Source organism: Streptomyces sp. NPDC050704, assembly GCF_040654355.1.
Lineage (GTDB): Bacteria > Actinomycetota > Actinomycetes > Streptomycetales > Streptomycetaceae > Streptomyces.
Window position 1 is genome coordinate 100,859 of the sequence record NZ_JBFAHW010000024.1, and the last position, 17,303, is coordinate 118,161.

The window sequence follows — 17,303 nt, forward strand, 5'->3', positions numbered from 1 at the left end:
GTGAATCTCTTCTCGGAGGTCGAAGTCTCGAAGTCGGCGTCCGCCGCTGATCGGGCGGGCGTCCACCGAAGATCTACGGTCTATGGGTGAACGGCGGGCGGCGCGGTCGGCGCCGCCCGCCGTCACTTCAGCCGTACGGAGAGCGTCAGGCCTGCTCGGCGTCGGCCGGCTTCTCGGCCTCGGCCTCAGCGGCGGCCGGAGCCTCGACAGCGGCGGGCGCCTCGTCGGCGACCGGAGCCTCGGCGGCGGGGGCCTCGGCAGCGGCCTCGGCGACCGGAGCCTCGTCAGCCGCGGGAGCCTCGGCGGCAACCTCGGTGACCTCGTCGGCCTTCTTCTCGCCACCCTCGAGCAGGTCGCGCTCCCACGCGGCGAGCGGCTCGCCCGCGGCCTTGTCACCCTCGGCCTTGCCGGCACCGGAGCGGGAGATGAGGCCCTCGGCCACGGCGTCGGCGATCACGCGGGTGAGCAGGGTGACGGAGCGGATCGCGTCGTCGTTGCCCGGGATCTTGTAGTCGACCTCGTCGGGGTCGCAGTTGGTGTCGAGGATGGCGACGACCGGAATGTTGAGCTTCCGGGCCTCACCGACCGCGATGTGCTCCTTCTTGGTGTCCACGATCCAGACGGCGCTGGGCACCTTCTGCATCTCGCGGATACCACCGAGGGTCTTCTCCAGCTTGGCCTTCTCGCGCGAGAGCACGAGAAGCTCCTTCTTGGTGAGACCCGACGCCGCGACGTCCTCGAAGTCGATCTGCTCGAGCTCCTTGAGGCGCTGCAGACGCTTGTAGACGGTCGAGAAGTTGGTGAGCATGCCGCCCAGCCAGCGCTGGTTGACGTAGGGCATGCCGACGCGGGTCGCCTGCTCGGCGATCGCCTCCTGCGCCTGCTTCTTCGTGCCGACGAACATGACCGTGCCGCCGTGGGCGACGGTCTCCTTGACGAACTCGTAGGCGCGGTCGATGTACGACAGCGACTGGAGCAGGTCGATGATGTAGATGCCGTTGCGCTCCGTGAAGATGAATCGCTTCATCTTCGGGTTCCAACGACGGGTCTGGTGACCGAAGTGGACGCCGCTTTCCAGCAGCTCCCGCATCGTGACGACGGCCATGGCCGTACTCCTTGGTGTTCTCGGTTGTGCCGCGCGCGCCGGATGGCACTCGCGCCTGACGCCCGCTGTGCGCCTTGCCACTAGGGACCGAGGGGCGCTGACACCGGCTGTTTGATGGCCTGGTGTCGGGGCGTGCGAAGTCGACCCGGTGACCCGGATCGCCACAAGAAGTGTACGGGACCCGCGAGGCGCCGGGTGACGCCGCTGTCCACAACCGATCGGTACTCCACAGATCCCGGCCATGATCCACTTTTTCGCGCCGTTCACGGGACCGTTCTCGCATGCGAGCTGAACGATCTCTTCGTACGTGGCCGACGTTGCTGCTGTGCCGGACGGTGCTGTGGTGCCTGACGGTGACCGTCCTCGGCGTGGCCCTGCCCTCGGCCACCGCCCGCGACGGCACCGCGGCCCCGTCCCCGCCCACCGACACACCTGTGCCGGCCGTCGGCCGCGCCTGGCCCGTCGGCCTACGTCCATCAGTGGTACGCGGCTGGGAACCCCCGGCGACCGCCTACGGCCCCGGCCACCGCGGCGTGGACCTCGTCGCGGCTCCCGGCACCCCGGTCCGCGCCGTCGCCCCGGGCCGCGTCTCCTTCGCCGGCCGGGTGGCGGGCCGCGGAGTCGTCTCGGTGGAACTGAACGGCACGGGGGACCCCCCACTGCGCACGACGTACGAGCCGGTGCGGGCGACGCTGAAGAAGGGTGCGGAGGTAACGGCGGGCGAGGTGATCGGCGTACTGGAACCCACGGCCGCCCACTGCCCGACAACCTGCCTGCACTGGGGCCTACGCAGGGGGGACACCTACCTGGACCCGCTGTCCCTGCTGCCCCCGTGGCTGCTCAACCGGGGACCGTCACGACTGTTGCCGGTGATCGGTGTGCCGGAGGGAAGCGCGAGCCTGCCGTAGCGACAGGACGCCCGCAAAACACCTCAGCCCCGTACGCCCCCCAAAGCCATGGCAACCGCCGCATCAGTGATCACGTCGGGATCTTCGGCCGCGCCCAGCTCGATCCTTCGCACCGCGGCGTCCACGATGCCCTGAAGGAGCATCGCCGCCATACGCGGCTGTTCCTGCCCCATGTCCCTCAGCGCTTCCACGATCATCGCGACCAGGCCGCCGTGCGCCGCGCGGATCTTCTCGCGTGCGCCCGCGTCGAGTTCACTCGCGGAGATCGCGACAACGGCCCGGTGCCGCCGGTCCCCCACGAGCCCGAGCTGCTGCCGGACATACGCCTCGACCTTGCCCTCGGGGGTCCCGGCCAGCGACATCGCCGCCTCGACCTCGGCCGCCCAGACGGGGAAGTCGACCTCGCAGAGCTCTTCGACGACGGCCGCCCGCGACCGGAAGTACTCGTACACGGAGGACCGCGCTAGACCCGTCCGCTCGGCGAGGGCCGGGAACGTCAGCGCCTCCGTCCCGCCCTCGGACAACAGTGACCGCGCCGCGTCCAGCAGGGCGGCTCGCTGCATCGACCGGTGCTCGGCCACGGAGGCCGCTCGAATCCTTGGCACGCCCCCACTTTACGGATGCCCCGCCCAAGAGGGGAGTCTCCCGGCCCTTCAGGGCTTGGTCCGCGGCTCCGGGCCGGCCCGGAGCCCGAGGAAAGGTCCTCCGACCACGAGGGGTCCGGGCAGGCGGCCCGGCTGGAGCCAGACACGATTCAGCGAGGTCAGCGCCCGAAACTGGCGAGCTTCGCCCGCAGCTGGAGCACGGACTTCGTGTGGATCTGGCTGACCCGGCTCTCGGTCACCCCGAGCACGTTGCCGATCTCCGCGAGCGTGAGTCCCTCGTAGTAGTAGAGCGTGACGACGGTCTTCTCGCGCTCGGGCAGCGTGTTGATCGCCCGCGCCAGGAATCGCCGCAGCTCCCGGTCCTCCGCGACCTCCACAGGGTTGTCGGCCGCGGTGTCCTCAAGGGTGTCCATCAGGCTCAGCCGGTCACCGCCCTCACCCCCGACATGCAGCAGCTCTTCCAGGGCCACCACGTTCGCCAGCGACAACTGACTGAACACCGCGTGGAGTTCGTCCACCCCGATGCCCATCTCGGAAGCCACCTCGCCCTCCGACGGCGTGCGCCTCAGCCGCGCCTCCAGCGTGGCGTAGGCCCGCTCGACATTCCGCGCCTTCTGCCGCACCGACCGCGGGATCCAGTCCAGCGCCCGCAGTTCGTCGATCATCGCGCCCCGGATCCGCGTGATCGCGTACGTCTCGAACTTGATCTCCCGCTCGATGTCGAACTTCTCGATCGCGTCGATCAGCCCGAACACCCCCGAGGAGACGAAGTCCGCCTGCTCGACGTTGGGCGGCAGGCCCACGCTCACCCGGCCCGCGACGTACTTCACCAGCGGTGAGTAGTGCAGGATCAGCTGCTCGCGCAGCCGCTCGTCGCCCGTGGTCTTGTACGACCTCCACAGCTCGTCGAGCGTCGAGGGGGCGGGCGGCCGCACGCCGCCGCGGGCAGCGGGGGGAGCAGCCGCCCGGTCGGACCCGGAGGTGTGCTGGGGCATTCGTCGCCTTGTGCCGTTCTGCTGTGAACTGTGGGTACCTGAGTGAGCTGTCGGTCTGATGTCGAGTTGCCTGTCTGAGTCGGAATCCTTGTGAGCGTAGCGTGACTGAAGCGTCGCAGTGTGCGAACAGTAGAGGATGGACCGTGCGCAGATACGTTCCGCTGAGCGCCCCTCAGGGTCACGACAGTCGCTGTGCGTAACTTCCGCGGGACGCCAACTGCGGGAAACACCAAGGCTGTCGGGGGTCCCCCGGACGGCCGAACACTCTCGGTCAGCACGGCCTCCGATCCGTGCCGACGGACATCGTCGCCTGGCGTGTCAACTTCCAGCCGTCGCCGTGTCGTTCGACGAACCCAAGTGAGCGGAGTTCGTACAGTCTCGCGACCGCGTCGTCCCCTGTGGTCCCCGCACCCCTGGCGGTTTCCTCCGCCGACGCGGTCCCCTGGGCGGGCAGCGCGGCCAGCACGCGCGCGGCAGCCGGGTCCAGGAGGTCGCGTGGCACCACCGGCCCTCGTCGGTCCGGTGCCAGCTCGCCCATGTCGCCGACCAGCTCGGCGACTTCCGCGGCATCGGTGACGAGCACCGCGTCCTGGCGCAGGAGTTCGTGCACGCCTGCTGAGAGTGCGCTCGTGGCCGGCCCCGGCACTCCTATCGCGTGGCGGCCCAACCGCTGGGCCGCGCGGACGGTCACCAACGCGCCGCTCCGGTACGCCGCCTCGACGACCACCGTGCCGCGCGTCAACGCCGCGATGACCCGGTTGCGAAGGATGAATCTGCTCGGTGTCGGATGGTCGCCGGGCGGCAACTCCCCGACTACCAGACCCTGTTCTGCGATCCTGGTGATCAACTGCGTGTGCCCGCGCGGGTAGGGCCGGTCGACCCCGCAGGCGAGCACGGCGACGGTGGCCCCGCCCGCGCCGAGCGCCCCGCGATGCGCCGCGCCGTCCACCCCGTAGGCGCCCCCGGAGACCACCACCCACCCTCGCTCCGCGAGCCCCGCACCGAGCGTGGCCGCCATGTGGGCGCCGTACTCGGTGCAGGCCCGGGCCCCCACTACCGCGACGGATCGCAGTGCCCATATCCGCAGGCTGGGCCGCCCTCGTACCCACAGCCCGGTGGGCCGCGCATCCCCCAGGTCGTCCAGCTGGGCGGGCCACTCGGCGTCCCCGGGACACACGAACCTCGTGCCGGCGTCCCGTCCGACCGCGAGGTCCCGCTCCGGGTCCGCCCGCTCGGCCCGGGCCCGCAGGCCTGCCCACCTCTTGTCCGTCACTCCCGCCAGCTGCTCCCCGCCTCCGACGAGCCGCCGGACCACTTCGGCGGCCCCGATCTCGCGGAGCCAGCGCCCGCAGACCTCGTCGCCGGGTTCGACGACACGGGCGAGGAAGGCTCGGTGCAGTCGCTCCTCGTCCTCACTCACGTCAACGCCCCGATCGCCATCGGCACCCCCCGAGGGACCCCGGTGCGCAGCTGCAGAGCCAGCGCGACGTCCGTCGCGCCGGGCCGGTCGTGCCCCACGAGGTCCGCGACGGTCCAGGCGACACGCAGGACACGGTCGAGGCCGCGGGCGGTCAGTGCCCCGCGCTCCAGGCTCCGTTCCGCTTCGTCCATCGCGCCCACGGACGCGTACCACCGGCTGCGCAGCTCCCGTCCCGGAACTTCGCTGTTCGTCCGCCAGGGGGTGCCGGTCAGCCGCGCGGCGGCCCGCTCCCTGGCCGCTCGCACCCGGTCGGCGACCGCCTCGGTGGATTCGCCCCGCGCACCTCGCTCCGTGAGCTGGCTGCGGGTGACTCGGTCCACCTCGACCCTCAGGTCGACCCGGTCGAGCAGCGGGCCTGAGAGCCGGGCCTGGTAGCGGCGGACCGCGGAGGGCAGGCATTCGCACAGCTCGTCCCGCTGCGAGAAGCGGCCACAGGGGCAGGGATTCGCCGCAAGCACCATGAGGAACCGCGCCGGGAACCGCACAACACCGGCGCTGCGCGCGATCACCACGTGCCCGGCCTCCAGGGGCTGGCGCAGCGCGTCGAGGGCCTGGCTGCTGAACTCCGGTGTCTCGTCGAGGAACAGCACGCCCCGGTGCGCGAGGGACACCGCGCCCGGCCGTGCGACCCCTTGTCCGCCGCCGACGAGCGCCTGCATGGTCGCCGAGTGGTGCGGGGCGCAGTAGGGGGCGACGTCGACCAGCGGTTTGCCCGGTGGCAGCAGGCCCGCGACCGAATGGACGGCTGTGACCTCCAGGGACTCGCCCCTGCTGAGCTGCGGCAGGATGGCCGGCAGCCGCTCGGCCAACATCGTTTTGCCCGCTCCCGGTGGCCCTTCGAGGAACAGATGGTGGCCGCCGGCCGCGGAGACCTCCACGGCGGTCCGGGCCGAGAGCTGGCCGACGACATCGGCGAGGTCGTGTCCCTGGTCGTACTGAGCGGCGCCCATGCTGTGGATGCCGGTGGCCGCGCCCGTGCCGGGCATGCGCAGGCCGGCGAGCAGCGGATCGGGGCGGCCCTGCTCGTCCGGCTCCTCATCGGGCACCGGCTCGTCCGTGAGGACGGCGATCAGCTGTCGAAGGGTGCGCACACCGAGCACCGACACGCCGGGCACCAGTGAGGCCTCGGCGGCCGCGCACTCGGGCACCACCACCTGTACGTACCCCGCGTCCGCAGCGGCCAGCACGGCCGGCAGTACGCCCCGGACCGGCCGCACCCGCCCGTCCAGGCCGAGCTCCCCGATCATCACGATGTCGCAGAGCACCCGTGGATCGATCCGCTCGGAAGCCCCGAGCACGGCACAGGCAACGGCCAGATCGAATCCGCTGCCGCCCTTCGGCACCGAGGCCGGGCTCAGCCCCACCGTGAGCTTCTTCTGCGGCCAGTCGCCGCCGGAGTTGACCACGGCCGCCCGCACCCGGTCCTTGCTCTCCGTCAGGCTCTTGTCGGGCAGTCCGACCAGGGTGAACGCCGCGAGCCCGGGCTCCAGGTCCGCCTGGACCTCGACGACGACGCCCTCCACACCGACGAGTGCCACCGAGCACGTACGCGCGAATCCCATCAGGCCACCCCCCGCACGTGCTCCACCACGGGGGCGCCGCGGTCGGGCAGGAGGACACCGACGACGTCGATGCGGACGCCGCCGGGCGGGGCTCCGCCGTGTTCCTGCACCCAGCGCTCGGCGAGGCCGCGCAGCCGCTCGGCCTTGATGGGTGTGACGGCGGCCATCGGGTGTTCGAAAGCGCCCGCGCGGCGGGTCTTGACCTCGCAGATGACGAGGGCGTCGCCGTCCCGGGCCACGATGTCGATCTCGCCGGTCCTGCCGGAGCGCCAATTGCGCTCCACGATCGTCATTCCGGCCTCGCCCAGCCGTCGTGCGGCCAGGTCCTCGCCGTACCTGCCGAGTGCGCTGCGTGCCTTGGTCGTAGTCATGTCGGCACCACCTCCGGCGCCAACACTGGGCCCGCGGCGGCTCAGTTGTGGATCTTGGTGGACAGCCGCTCCGTTGTGGACAACCCAGTCACCCACACGAGCGGCCGCCTCGATCCATCAGCCTCTCGGACCCATCAACCGCTCGAACCCATCAGCCGCTCGGCAGTTCGAGGTCGCTCTTGTTCAGCTCCTCGATATTCACGTCCTTGAACGTGAGTACGCGCACCTGCTTGACGAACCGAGCAGGCCGGTACATGTCCCACACCCAGGCATCTGCCATGGATACCTCAAAAAACACCTCGCCCTGGACCGAGTGCACCTGCATCTCGTAGTCATTGGTGAGGTAGAAGCGCCGTTCGGTCTCGATCACATATTTGAACAGACCGACGACATCGCGGTACTCCCGGTAGAGCTTCAGCTCCATCTCGGTCTCGTACTTCTCGAGGTCCTCGGCGCTCATGGCATGTTCCCCTTCAGCCGTGCGTCCCCCTATTGTGCGCCAGCCCCGCGAGCCCCTAGACGATTTCCGTGTCGAGGGTCTCGGGCCTGGCCGGGGGCCCTTCGTCGAGCAGCCTGCGCAGCAGCTCGGCGAGTCTGGTCGGATACACCGTCTCATGTGCCTGGTTAAGTTCCCGGCACGTCCACCAGCGCGCTCCGGCGACACTGCGCCGCTCCAGCTCCGTCAGCCCGGTGGCCTCGGTCGCCGTCTGTGTCGTACGGGCCAGGAAGTACCACTCGTCCTGGTCCCAGCGGCGGCCCGCGAAGGGGAACGAACAGGTCCGCCGCCACAGCACCGGACCCAGTTCGACCTCCGTGATGCCGGTCTCCTCCGCGAGTTCCCGCACGGCGGCCTCCTCGCGCGTCTCGTCGCCCTCCACGCCGCCACCGGGTGTGAACCACCAGTCGTCCGACGGGTCCTCGGGCTCGTGGCCGTGCAGCAGCAGGATGCGGTCCCGCGGGTCGAGCAGGACCACCCGGGCGACCTTTCGCAGCTCACCGAGCGTCTCGGGCCCTGCGGCCGTCCGCTCGCCCGCTCCCTCAGCCGCCGCAGCTGTCTCTCCGGTCCCAGCTGCCTCTGTTGCCCCTGCTGCCTCAGCCGGCAAGAGCTTGCTCCCTCGCTCCCGTGCGCCCCCGCCGCCGTCCCGCCCGGTTGGCGATCGGCCCGTACGCCGCCCCGCCCAGGACGAGTACCCCGCCTACCACGACCGCCGTGAGGACCAGGCGCAGCGGGCCCGGGTCGGAGATGCCGCCGAGCGTCTCGAAGCCGGTGGGGCGGGCCAGCATGCCGTTCATGGGCCACGCCACCGCGTCGACCCGGGCGCTCACCGCACCGCGCGGCACCGTGCCGCTGCCGGCCTCCGTGAGGTGGGCGGTGGAGTCGAGGGAACCGCTGCGCTCGTCACCGAGCAGGAAGAGCCGGTCCTTCGGGACCTCGATGGCCGGGATCGTGGTGCTTTCGGCCTCGGCGCCCTTGGGGAGATACGGTTCGTCGATCTTCTTGCCGTCGACGGTCAGCTTGCCGTCCGTGCAGCAGGCGACGGTGTCGCCGCCCACCGCGACGACCCGCTTGACCATGGGGAGATTGCCCCAGCTGGCCTGCTTGAAGACGACGACGTCACCGCGCTCGACCTCGGAGCCGTCGATCCGCTCGGCGAGCACCCGGTCCCCGGCCGCGATGGTCGGCGACATCGAGTCGGTCGGCACGGTGTACGGCTGGTACACGATCGCGCCCCAGGCGAAGCCGCCGAGGAAGAGCACACAGCCGAGGGCCACGGCCACTCCCGACAGCACGCTGCCGAGCCGCCCGCGGCCCTCTTCCGTACGACTTGTCCGGCTCATCCCAGTGCTCCCCCAACTCGGAGAATCGACCGCGCGGCCCCAGGTCCGGGCCGCGGAAGATCGGCGATCTGGGACGGCACCCTACCCGGCGGTACCCGACCCAGAAACCCTCGTGTTTCCGATGGTGAGACGGCGCCTGCGCCACAGCACCAGGGGCACCGCACCCGCGAGACCGAGCGCACCCGGAGCGGCGGCACCGAGGTTCTGGTCGAAGGTGTCCGGCACCGGCAGCGTGGACCAGCGGGTCGGCGGCCAGGCGACCACGATGGCGCGGCCCACGACGTTGTCCACGGGCACGAAGCCCTTGTACTTGTCCTGCTGGTGGTAGCGGGAGTCCAGCGAGTTCTGCCGGTGATCACCCATGACCCAGATTTTGCCTTCGGGCACCTTCAGCTTGAACTGGCCGCCGAGGTCGTCCACGGTGCAGGGAGTGTTCCCTTCGTAGACGTAGGACGTCTCGTTCAGCGCCTTGCCGTTGACCTTCAGCGGGCCGGTGCCCTTGCACTCGATGGTGTCACCGGCGACCGCGACGACACGCTTGATCAGGTCCTTCTCCTCGGCGGACGGCATCAGGCCGATCCAACTGAGGCCCTTCTGGAGCGCGTTCGGGTTCGGGGTCGGCTCGCCGGCCAGCCACTTGTCGGGATCGTGGAAGACGACGACCTCGCCGCGCTCCGGCTCCGAACCGAACCATGGGGTCAGCTTGTCGACCAGGACCCGGTCACCCTGCTGGAGGGTGTTCTGCATCGAGTCCGAGGGGATCGAGAACGCCTGCACCAGGAAGGTCTTGATCAGCAGCGCGAGAATCAGCGCGATGCCGATGAGCAGCGGGAGTTCCTTCCAGAAGGACCGCTGTTTCTTCTGCCGGGGGGCGTCGTCGTCACCGCCCCGCTCGTCCCGCTCGTCCGTGCCGTCGTCGCCACCGGAGTCACCCCCGGAGACCGCGACGTCCTCTACGGCCGGGGGGACCGTGTCGTCGGGTCGCTCCGGTCGCTCCTCCGGGCCCTCGTGTCCGGATCGTGCGCCGACCGCCAAATCCCCCACATCCACTCCTCACTCCGTGCCGCCGCCTGCGACGGATACGACGCAGGCCCACCACTCCCATAACGAGCGGGAGTTCCGCAGGGGTCGGGAGCGGGATCAATCCGTATCGATCCGCGGTGGCCACCCTATGCGACGCGCCGAGGGCGGTGGGCGCCCCGCCGGGCGCGTCGGGCACGGACGCGAAGGTGTCCGGTTCCTTGAGGCGGGTCCAGTGGCCGATGGGCCAGGCGATGACCATGGCGCGGCCCACGACCTCCTCCTCGGACACGGTGCCGCTGAACTTCTCGGTGCGGTGAAAGCGGGAGTCGGCGGAGTTGGCCCGGTGGTCGCCCATGACGAAGAGGCGTCCCGCGGGGACCTTCACCTCGAACGCGAACGACGAGGGCTTGTTGCCGGGGTGGATGTACAACTGCTCGTTGAGCGGCATGCCGTTGACGGTCACCCGGCCCTGGGCGTCGCAGCACTTGACGGTGTCACCGCCGGTCGCGACGACCCGCTTGATCAGGTCCCGTTCGTTGTCGGAGGGCAGCAGGCCGATGAAGGTCAGCCCCTCCTTGACCTGCTTGACGACGATCGGGTCTTCCTTCTGCGTCGTCGGCTGCTCGTCCTCCAGCCATCCCCCGGGGTCCTTGAAGACGACGACGTCACCGCGCGCGGGCTTCGAGCCGAACCACGGTGTGAGCTTGTCGACCAGGACCCGGTCACCGATCTTGATCGTCTGCTCCATGGAGCCCGACGGGATCACGAAGGCCTGGACGAGGAACGTTTTCAGGACAAGCGCTATGAGCAGGGCGACCCCGATCAGGAGGGGTATCTCCTTGATCGCCGAACGCTGCCTGCGCCGCTTGACCCTGCGGGCGAGCTTGCGCCGCTCGGCGCGGCCCGGCAGGGTGGGGCCGCCGGTGCGCCGGGTGCCCGTGGGCAGAAGGTCCTCGGCGGCGCTGTGGGCGCCGCGGGGCTTGCCGCGGTTACCCATGGACACCATCCGCGGCCGGCACGCGCGCGTAGCCGTCGGCGCGCTCCAGGCGGGTCCAGTGGCCGACGGGCCAGGCGATCCAGTCGGCTCTGCCGATCACGTCACCGAGGGGGATCATGCCGCCACCCGGGGAGCCCAGGTGGTCGCGGGAGTCGCTGGAGTCGCCGCGGTGGTCGCCGAGGACAAACAGGGTGCCGTCGGGTACGGCAACATCGAACGACACCTCGGACGGCTTGTTCCCGGGGTACAGAAACGTCGACTCGTCGACCGACCGGCCGTTCACCTCGATCCTCCCCTGCCTGTCGCAGCAGACCACATGGTCTCCCCCCACGCCGACGACACGTTTGATGTAGTCGGCGTCGCCGAAGTAACCGGTGCCGTCGAACACGACGACGTCACCGCGCCTCGGCTCAGCACCGAAACGGTACGCCAACTTATTTACGAGAACGCGGTCCCCGATCCTCAATCCGGGCTCCATCGAACCGCTGGGAATCTGGAACGGCTGGATCACGAAGCGACTGAGCAGCAGCAGACAAACCAGACAGAACAGCAGAGTCAGGCTGATCCGGCCGCCGGGCAACCAGGCGGCGACCCGGTCCACCAACGCGAAACGCGACCGCCCCTCCGCCCCTCCTGTGTCCGAGATCTCCTCGGACGCGGCGGGGTGGGAGGAGCGGTCGCGCTCCGTCTGCTGTGCTTCGGCGTCCATGTGGGCCAGATGCTATCCGGCCCTCATGTGGACCCGGCGTAAGCTCAGTTGTCGCGCTTCTCCTTGATCTTCGCGGCCTTGCCGCGCAGGTCACGGAGGTAGTACAGCTTCGCGCGACGCACGTCACCGCGGGTGACGAGCTCGATCTTCTCGACGATCGGGGTGTGCACCGGGAAGGTGCGCTCCACGCCCACGGAGAACGAGACCTTGCGGACCGTGAAGGTCTCGCGGACACCGGCACCCTGGCGACGGATGACTACGCCCTTGAACTGCTGCACACGGGAGCGGTTGCCCTCGATGACGCGGACGTGGACGTTGACTGTGTCACCCGGGCGGAAGGCCGGGACGTCGCTGCGCAGCGACGCGGCATCGACGGTGTCGAGCAGGTTGGGCATGATCGTCTGCTTTCTTCGCTGATGCCACAGGTCATCAACGGAAGTCGGTGTTCCAAAAAAAGGGAGGCTGTCCGCGTCGGGGCGGGCGTCGTGTCCCCCTGTGGCAGGGGCGCACGCCGGACGACGTACAACAGCGGCCTATTCTTCCATGCCCTCTGGCCTGCGCCAAAATCGGCCGTGGGCCACCCCGTCCGGGTCCGGTGCCCAGCCCAGGATGGAGAGCATTTCGCGGTCCTTCTTGTCGAAGGCCGAGGGGTCGCAGCGCTCGATGAGGTCCGGCCTGTTGGCCGCCGTGCGCTTCAGTGCCTCGTCCCGGCGCCACCGGGCGATCTTCCCATGGTGGCCGCTGAGCAGCACGTCCGGGATCTCGCGGCCGCGCCACCGGGGCGGCTTGGTGTACACCGGCCCCTCCTGGAGGTTGGCCATGGCTCCCGGGGCGAAGGAGTCGTCCCGGTGCGATTCGGCGTTGCCGAGGACACCGGGCAGCAGCCGGGCCACGGCCTCCGTGACGACGAGGACGGCCGCCTCGCCGCCGGCCAGGACGTAGTCGCCGATGGAGACCTCGTAGACGGGCATCCGGGTCGCGTACTCGTCGATGACGCGGCGGTCGATGCCCTCGTAGCGGGCGGGCGTGAAGACCAGCCAGGGGCGCTCGGAGAGCTCGACGGCGAGTTCCTGGGTGAAGGGGCGCCCGCTGGGGGTGGGCACGACCAGTACGGGCCCGTCTGAGCCTGTCTCGTAGCCGTCCGCGAGGACGGAGTCCAGCGCGTCGCCCCAGGGGTCGGTCTTCATGACCATCCCGGGGCCGCCGCCATAGGGGGTGTCGTCGACCGTGTTGTGCCGGTCGTAGGTCCACTCCCGCAGATCATGCACGTGCACATTCAGCTGTCCACGCGCGCGTGCCTTGCCGACCAGGGAGACGTTCAGGGGTTCCAGGTACTCCGGGAAGATCGTGACGACGTCGATCCGCATCAGGCGTCGGCTCCCGAGCCGGACCCGGTGCCCTTGTCGTCCCCGCCCCCGCCCCCATCTCCGTCCACGTCCTCGTCCTCGTCGTCCCTGGAGGACGCGATTACGGCCTGGTCGTCGATCAGACCGGGCGGCGGGTCGATGACCGCCCGCTGCTTCTCCAGGTCGATCTCGACGACGATCTCCTCGACGAACGGGATCAGCACCTCGGTCCCGTCCGCCCGCTCGACCACGAAGAGGTCCTGCGAGGGCAGGTGGGAGATCTCGGTGAGCCGCCCGACCTCGGCACCGTCCTTCGTGACGACGTCCAGGTCCATCAGCTGGTGGTCGTAGTACTCGTCCGGGTCCTCGGGCGTCGCTTCCGGATCGACGTCGGCGATCAGCAGGGTGTTGCGCAGTGCCTCGGCGGCGTTGCGGTCCCGTACACCCTCGAAACGCAGCAGGAGGCGGCCGCTGTGCACCCGGCCCGTCTCGATGGTCAGCGGACCGGCCGAGGCGGGGTCCGTGGCCAGCACGGCGCCGGGCGCGAGCCGCAGCTCCGGCTCGTCGGTACGTACCTCGACGGTGACCTCGCCCTTGATGCCGTGGGCGCGGCCCACCCGCGCGACTACCAGCTGCACTTCGCCTGATCTCCTGTCATGTGCCTACCGGCATTGCTTCGTGGAGGACTGCTTCGTGGAGAACCACGGGGGACGACTACGGGCCGGGGACGGCCCAATGGCCCTCCCCGGCCCGAGCCGGTGCTGCGTTCTACGTCAGCGGACGTGATCCACGTCGACGAGGTCGACGCGGACACCACGGCCGCCGATGGCACCCACGACGGTACGCAGGGCGCGCGCGGTGCGGCCGTTGCGGCCGATCACCTTGCCGAGGTCGTCGGGGTGAACCCGGACCTCGAGGACGCGCCCACGGCGCAGGTTGCGCGAGGCGACCTGCACATCGTCCGGGTTGTCGACGATGCCCTTCACGAGGTGCTCGAGAGCCTCCTCGAGCATGCTCAGGCCTCGGTCGACGCGGACTCGGCGGCAGCCTCGTCCTTCTTCTCAGCCTTCTTCTTCTGGGTGATGGCCTCACCCTTGCCCTCGTCCTCGCCGCCCAGGGCGTCGAACACCGGGCGCGTGGCCTTCGGCTCGGCCACGAGCAGCGGCGGCGGGGCGGGCTCGCCCTTGTGCTTCTGCCAGTCGCCGGTCAGCTTGAGGATGGCGAGAACCGGCTCGGTCGGCTGCGCGCCGACACCCAGCCAGTACTGCGCACGCTCGGAGTCGACCTCGATACGCGACGGGTTCTGCACCGGGTGGTACAGGCCGATCTCCTCGATGGCCCGGCCATCACGGCGGGTACGGGAGTCGGCGACGACAATGCGGTAGTGAGGCGAACGGATCTTGCCCAGACGCTTCAGCTTGATCTTGACTGCCACGGAAGTGGTGTCTCCTGGTCTTGACGTGGGTGGGCACGGCGAGATTGCCGCGTGGGGTTGCGGTACCCGAGTGCCCGATGGACGCGTCAGCCGGAGGAGAGAGGGGTCCTGTTCGACTGTCGAGTACAGCTGGCCATTCTGCCACACGCCGACGGGCGCCTCGACCCGGGCAGCGTGTGACCGGCCCGCGACTCGGTCGGGCCCGGCGCGGGCGTCGCCGTCGAGGTGGGCCGCTGCGCAACCCGGCACCCACGAGATGCCGCTGCGCCCTCCTGCTCCACCCCGGCGACACGACTCTCCCGCCGCTACGGAAGTTACCGGCTCAGCCCGCTGCGGCGCCGACCACCTCCGGAATACGGAACGGCTTCCCGCATCCCCCGCACACGATCGGTGCCTGGGCCAGGACCGACGGAACGACGCGGACGTTGCGCCCGCAGTCGCAGACCGCCTTCACGCGCACGCCTCCTCCGGAGGAGCCGTGCCGGGCGGCCGGGCCGCGGAAGCTGCGGGCCGTGTCCGAGGCGGTGGCGACCGTGTGTGCCTTGAGGGCGCGCTGCAGCCGCTCGATCGTCGGGCGGTAGCGGCGCTTCGCCTCGGGGTTGAGCGTGACCAGCGAGAAGCCGCTGCTGGGATGCGGTTCCTCGGGGTGGTCCAGGCCCAGCTCCTCGGCGATCGCGAGGAATCTGCGGTTGTGGTACCGGCCGGCGCGCGAGGTGTCACGGACTCCTCGGGCGGCGGCGATGCCGTGGACTGCTTCGTGGAGCAGTCGCTCGAAGGAGAGCTCGTGTCCGCAGGCGGACGACGACTCTCCGATCAGGGACTCTGGCGCGGCAAGATCGGGCAGTTCGGGGTGGTGCCGCTGAATGTCGGCCCACGCCCCTGCCAGCTCTGCGGCGAGAACAGGTGGTGTCGTGCTCACGTAATGACAACGAGCCGGGGTGCCCCTGTGTTCCTATTCCGGGGCATCCCAAATAATTTGCACGTACCCGTCAGTTGCCGCTGATGCGTCCTGACGAGGGCGGGTGCGCTGATCTGCGGAGAAGCTTCACAGCTCCTACCAATGCGGTACGTAGTAACGCGTACGCCCCGGCATGTAGACACTGTCCGCACGCCGGGGCACCTGTGGTCATCAGATGCGCAAGAGGCGTTTCGGTCCTTCTCGCGGCGGAACACACGGGCTCAGTAGGCGCGGGCCACTACATCGACGTTACCGGGTGCGCCGTCGACCCCGGGCACCGACCCGCCCTCCGCGACCAGACACCGTACGGTCATCACGTGCGCGGCCGGCCTCGATGCGTACGGGCACACCCTTGAGTCTCGTGGACCTTGGCCAGAACCGCGCCGTCGCCCTTGATGGCGAGCACGACGGCCCGGACGGGGGCGAGGCGGGCGGGACCCGCAACCCGCCGTCGTCGCCGTGCGACACGATCAGGCCACCCGCCATGCGAGTGGACGCCCCCCAGGAGCCGGCCGAGTACGACGTCCACGCCGAGGACGTTCACCATGAAGTCGGCGTAGACCTTCTCATGGACGTACGCGGCGCAGTCCCGTGCGTCCTCGTAGGCGGCGTGGGCCGTGTGCCCCTCCTGCCGGAGGAATTCGGTCGTACGGAGGAACACGCGCGGGCGCACCTCCCAACGGACCACGTTGGCCCACCGATTGATCAGCAGCGGCAGATCGCGGTAGCTCCGCACCCACCTGGCGAAGGGAAATCGGCCGTCCCGGGTGTGAGAACGGGTGCCTTCGCCATGGCGCGACGGTACGGGCCCAGGTTGCCGGAATGTGAAATCTCGCGGCGTACGCCGTTGGCGCGCAAACCGGACCCCGTAACCCCTGGACGCCACGACGAGCGCGGAGTTTCCTGGCATACGGGGGGAGTGCGAGCGCACTGCACGGGGGCGGACAAACGGGGCACAGGAGCAACTCTCGGCGATTGGGGCGCTTTCGATGACACCTACGCTCGTGCGGCAGCACCTACCTCACGCGGGGGCGGCGCCCCGGGTGGATCCGTGGGCACGCGCGCGTGACTGGGCGGAGATTCAGGAACGGATGCTCGTTCCGCTCTACGAGGCCGTTTACGAGCGACTCGAAGTGGGCTCCTCGACACGGCTGTTGGGGCTCGGCTGCGGGTCCGGCCTTGCTCTGCTGATGGCGACGTCGCGGGGTGCCGCGGTCACCGGTGTCGACACCGGCACGCCCGAGCGGCTGGCTCTCGCGCGGGAGCGTCTGCTGCCCGAGGCGTGGGGCACACGCACGCGCGGCGCGGCCCGGGTCGTCGACGGGTCTCCGCAGGAGGCCGTCCGCGCGGAGACGTCCGCGTACGACCTGGTGACCGCCTTCGAGCCCATCGGGTGCGTGGCCGGGGATTCCGAAGGGCTCGGTGCGGCGCTGGCGGCGGCGGCTCCGCTCGTCGGGCGCGGGGTTCCCGTGGTGCTCGCCGGATGGGGACCGCCCGAGCGGTGTGCCACGTCCTCGGTGCTTCGGGTCGCCACCAAACTGGCGGATCCGTTGCGCAGTACCGGGAGTTGGCGTCCGGCTCTCCGGGACGACCTGGAGGAGGTCGCCCAGCGGGCTGGGCTCCGGCCTGACGGGTCCGGACGGGTCGCCTGCCCCTTCGGGTACGCGGACGTGGACAACGCGGTACGGGGCCTGCTCTCCACCGGGCTCTTCGACGCGGCCGTCGCGGCCACGGACCAGGTTCAGGTCGACAAGGAACTCCGGGAGGCCCTTCACCCGTATCAGCGGCGGGACGGGACGGTGTGGATGCCGAACGTGTTCCGGTATCTGATCGCGCGTACGGTCTGAGTCCGGGAGTTTCACCGGCACTTGTGGGAACGCGCTGGGGGCGCCCTTCTTACCCGCTGCACGAACTCCGGGTACACACACAGCCGTTCGCGCAGTTCGAAGCCCGCCTCCGCCGACTGGTCG

20 protein-coding genes and 1 pseudogene are annotated in these 17,303 nt (G+C 70.1%); 2 read left to right on the forward strand and 19 right to left on the reverse strand.

The window, feature by feature from the left end; translation table 11 throughout:
* Positions 1-145: 145 nt before the first annotated feature.
* A complete protein-coding gene (rpsB, locus tag AB0I18_RS16920) occupies positions 146-1,105 on the reverse strand; it encodes a 30S ribosomal protein S2 (RefSeq protein ID WP_363106255.1) in 960 nt (319 codons plus the stop codon).
* A 281-nt stretch (positions 1,106-1,386) separates the two neighbouring features.
* On the opposite strand from rpsB, the gene AB0I18_RS16925 reads away from it, so the two are divergent.
* Positions 1,387-2,013: a M23 family metallopeptidase gene (locus AB0I18_RS16925; protein WP_363106256.1), complete on the forward strand. Its 627-nt coding sequence runs from the start codon at positions 1,387-1,389 to the stop codon at positions 2,011-2,013.
* A gap of 23 nt (positions 2,014-2,036) precedes the next feature.
* Here the strand turns inward: AB0I18_RS16925 and AB0I18_RS16930 are convergent, their stop codons facing one another.
* From AB0I18_RS16930 to AB0I18_RS17015, 18 genes and pseudogenes are all read right to left on the reverse strand, one after another.
* Positions 2,037-2,594 (reverse strand): helix-turn-helix domain-containing protein, encoded by a 558-nt coding sequence (locus AB0I18_RS16930; RefSeq protein ID WP_363106273.1) that lies wholly within the window; start codon positions 2,592-2,594, stop codon positions 2,037-2,039.
* A 182-nt stretch (positions 2,595-2,776) separates the two neighbouring features.
* Positions 2,777-3,613 carry an RNA polymerase sigma factor WhiG gene (gene whiG, locus AB0I18_RS16935; protein ID WP_363106257.1) on the reverse strand — a complete coding sequence of 279 codons (837 nt, stop codon included), beginning with the start codon at positions 3,611-3,613 and terminating at the stop codon, positions 2,777-2,779.
* Positions 3,614-3,884: 271 nt separating this feature from the next.
* Entirely contained in the window at positions 3,885-5,033 is a 1,149-nt protein-coding gene (gene dprA / locus AB0I18_RS16940) for a DNA-processing protein DprA (RefSeq protein WP_363106258.1), read from the reverse strand.
* The gene (locus AB0I18_RS16945) at positions 5,030-6,655 is read right to left on the reverse strand and encodes a YifB family Mg chelatase-like AAA ATPase (RefSeq protein ID WP_363106259.1); all 1,626 of its coding nucleotides are present in this window, start codon (positions 6,653-6,655) and stop codon (positions 5,030-5,032) included. The genes dprA and AB0I18_RS16945 overlap by 4 nt, the downstream gene beginning before the upstream one ends.
* On the reverse strand, positions 6,655-7,026 hold the full coding sequence (locus AB0I18_RS16950; RefSeq protein ID WP_363106260.1) for a YraN family protein: 372 nt from the start codon (positions 7,024-7,026) through the stop codon (positions 6,655-6,657). The genes AB0I18_RS16945 and AB0I18_RS16950 overlap by 1 nt, the downstream gene beginning before the upstream one ends.
* 151 nt (positions 7,027-7,177) lie before the next feature.
* Positions 7,178-7,486 carry a DUF2469 domain-containing protein gene (locus tag AB0I18_RS16955; RefSeq protein ID WP_003993268.1) on the reverse strand — a complete coding sequence of 103 codons (309 nt, stop codon included), beginning with the start codon at positions 7,484-7,486 and terminating at the stop codon, positions 7,178-7,180.
* A gap of 55 nt (positions 7,487-7,541) precedes the next feature.
* Positions 7,542-8,018: an NUDIX hydrolase gene (locus tag AB0I18_RS16960; protein WP_363106274.1), complete on the reverse strand. Its 477-nt coding sequence runs from the start codon at positions 8,016-8,018 to the stop codon at positions 7,542-7,544.
* Positions 8,019-8,118: 100 nt separating this feature from the next.
* Complete coding sequence (gene lepB, locus AB0I18_RS16965; protein ID WP_363106261.1) at positions 8,119-8,865, reverse strand: signal peptidase I; 747 nt, start codon at positions 8,863-8,865, stop codon at positions 8,119-8,121.
* Positions 8,866-8,946: 81 nt separating this feature from the next.
* Positions 8,947-9,909, reverse strand: coding sequence for a signal peptidase I (gene lepB / locus AB0I18_RS16970; protein ID WP_363106262.1), 963 nt, complete (start codon positions 9,907-9,909; stop codon positions 8,947-8,949).
* Positions 9,794-10,885: a signal peptidase I gene (lepB, locus tag AB0I18_RS16975; RefSeq protein WP_363106263.1), complete on the reverse strand. Its 1,092-nt coding sequence runs from the start codon at positions 10,883-10,885 to the stop codon at positions 9,794-9,796. Before lepB (AB0I18_RS16975) ends, lepB (AB0I18_RS16970) begins: the two co-directional genes overlap by 116 nt.
* Entirely contained in the window at positions 10,878-11,594 is a 717-nt protein-coding gene (gene lepB / locus AB0I18_RS16980) for a signal peptidase I (protein WP_363106264.1), read from the reverse strand. The genes lepB (AB0I18_RS16975) and lepB (AB0I18_RS16980) overlap by 8 nt, the downstream gene beginning before the upstream one ends.
* A 44-nt stretch (positions 11,595-11,638) precedes the next feature.
* The gene (gene rplS / locus AB0I18_RS16985) at positions 11,639-11,989 is read right to left on the reverse strand and encodes a 50S ribosomal protein L19 (protein ID WP_363106265.1); all 351 of its coding nucleotides are present in this window, start codon (positions 11,987-11,989) and stop codon (positions 11,639-11,641) included.
* Positions 11,990-12,127: 138 nt separating this feature from the next.
* On the reverse strand, positions 12,128-12,961 hold the full coding sequence (gene trmD / locus AB0I18_RS16990; RefSeq protein ID WP_363106266.1) for a tRNA (guanosine(37)-N1)-methyltransferase TrmD: 834 nt from the start codon (positions 12,959-12,961) through the stop codon (positions 12,128-12,130).
* Positions 12,961-13,578 carry a ribosome maturation factor RimM gene (rimM, locus tag AB0I18_RS16995; protein ID WP_363106267.1) on the reverse strand — a complete coding sequence of 206 codons (618 nt, stop codon included), beginning with the start codon at positions 13,576-13,578 and terminating at the stop codon, positions 12,961-12,963. The genes trmD and rimM overlap by 1 nt, the downstream gene beginning before the upstream one ends.
* Before the next feature lie 135 nt (positions 13,579-13,713).
* Positions 13,714-13,953 carry an RNA-binding protein gene (locus AB0I18_RS17000; protein ID WP_003973401.1) on the reverse strand — a complete coding sequence of 80 codons (240 nt, stop codon included), beginning with the start codon at positions 13,951-13,953 and terminating at the stop codon, positions 13,714-13,716.
* A 2-nt stretch (positions 13,954-13,955) separates the two neighbouring features.
* On the reverse strand, positions 13,956-14,375 hold the full coding sequence (rpsP, locus tag AB0I18_RS17005) for a 30S ribosomal protein S16 (RefSeq protein ID WP_363106268.1): 420 nt from the start codon (positions 14,373-14,375) through the stop codon (positions 13,956-13,958).
* Positions 14,376-14,697: 322 nt separating this feature from the next.
* On the reverse strand, positions 14,698-15,294 hold the full coding sequence (locus AB0I18_RS17010; protein ID WP_363106269.1) for a hypothetical protein: 597 nt from the start codon (positions 15,292-15,294) through the stop codon (positions 14,698-14,700).
* 260 nt (positions 15,295-15,554) lie between these two features.
* Positions 15,555-16,081: pseudogene (locus AB0I18_RS17015) on the reverse strand (proline--tRNA ligase); the annotation flags it as partial.
* Positions 16,082-16,322: 241 nt separating this feature from the next.
* Between AB0I18_RS17015 and AB0I18_RS17020 the strand changes: the two are divergent.
* Positions 16,323-17,180 carry an SAM-dependent methyltransferase gene (locus AB0I18_RS17020; protein WP_363106270.1) on the forward strand — a complete coding sequence of 286 codons (858 nt, stop codon included), beginning with the start codon at positions 16,323-16,325 and terminating at the stop codon, positions 17,178-17,180.
* The last annotated feature ends 123 nt before the right edge of the window (positions 17,181-17,303 follow it).

What these genes read in the sequence shown, in the direction of transcription:
- rpsB (WP_363106255.1), bottom strand. Translation starts at nt 1,105, where the DNA reads ATGGCCGTCGTCACGATGCGGGAGCTGCTGGAAAGCGGCGTCCACTTC.
- AB0I18_RS16925 (WP_363106256.1), top strand. Translation starts at nt 1,387, where the DNA reads ATGCGAGCTGAACGATCTCTTCGTACGTGGCCGACGTTGCTGCTGTGC.
- whiG (WP_363106257.1), bottom strand. Translation starts at nt 3,613, where the DNA reads ATGCCCCAGCACACCTCCGGGTCCGACCGGGCGGCTGCTCCCCCCGCT.
- AB0I18_RS16945 (WP_363106259.1), bottom strand. Translation starts at nt 6,655, where the DNA reads ATGGGATTCGCGCGTACGTGCTCGGTGGCACTCGTCGGTGTGGAGGGC.
- AB0I18_RS16950 (WP_363106260.1), bottom strand. Translation starts at nt 7,026, where the DNA reads ATGACTACGACCAAGGCACGCAGCGCACTCGGCAGGTACGGCGAGGAC.
- AB0I18_RS16955 (WP_003993268.1), bottom strand. Translation starts at nt 7,486, where the DNA reads ATGAGCGCCGAGGACCTCGAGAAGTACGAGACCGAGATGGAGCTGAAG.
- lepB (WP_363106261.1), bottom strand. Translation starts at nt 8,865, where the DNA reads ATGAGCCGGACAAGTCGTACGGAAGAGGGCCGCGGGCGGCTCGGCAGC.
- lepB (WP_363106263.1), bottom strand. Translation starts at nt 10,885, where the DNA reads ATGGGTAACCGCGGCAAGCCCCGCGGCGCCCACAGCGCCGCCGAGGAC.
- lepB (WP_363106264.1), bottom strand. Translation starts at nt 11,594, where the DNA reads ATGGACGCCGAAGCACAGCAGACGGAGCGCGACCGCTCCTCCCACCCC.
- rplS (WP_363106265.1), bottom strand. Translation starts at nt 11,989, where the DNA reads ATGCCCAACCTGCTCGACACCGTCGATGCCGCGTCGCTGCGCAGCGAC.
- trmD (WP_363106266.1), bottom strand. Translation starts at nt 12,961, where the DNA reads ATGCGGATCGACGTCGTCACGATCTTCCCGGAGTACCTGGAACCCCTG.
- AB0I18_RS17000 (WP_003973401.1), bottom strand. Translation starts at nt 13,953, where the DNA reads ATGCTCGAGGAGGCTCTCGAGCACCTCGTGAAGGGCATCGTCGACAAC.
- AB0I18_RS17020 (WP_363106270.1), top strand. Translation starts at nt 16,323, where the DNA reads ATGACACCTACGCTCGTGCGGCAGCACCTACCTCACGCGGGGGCGGCG.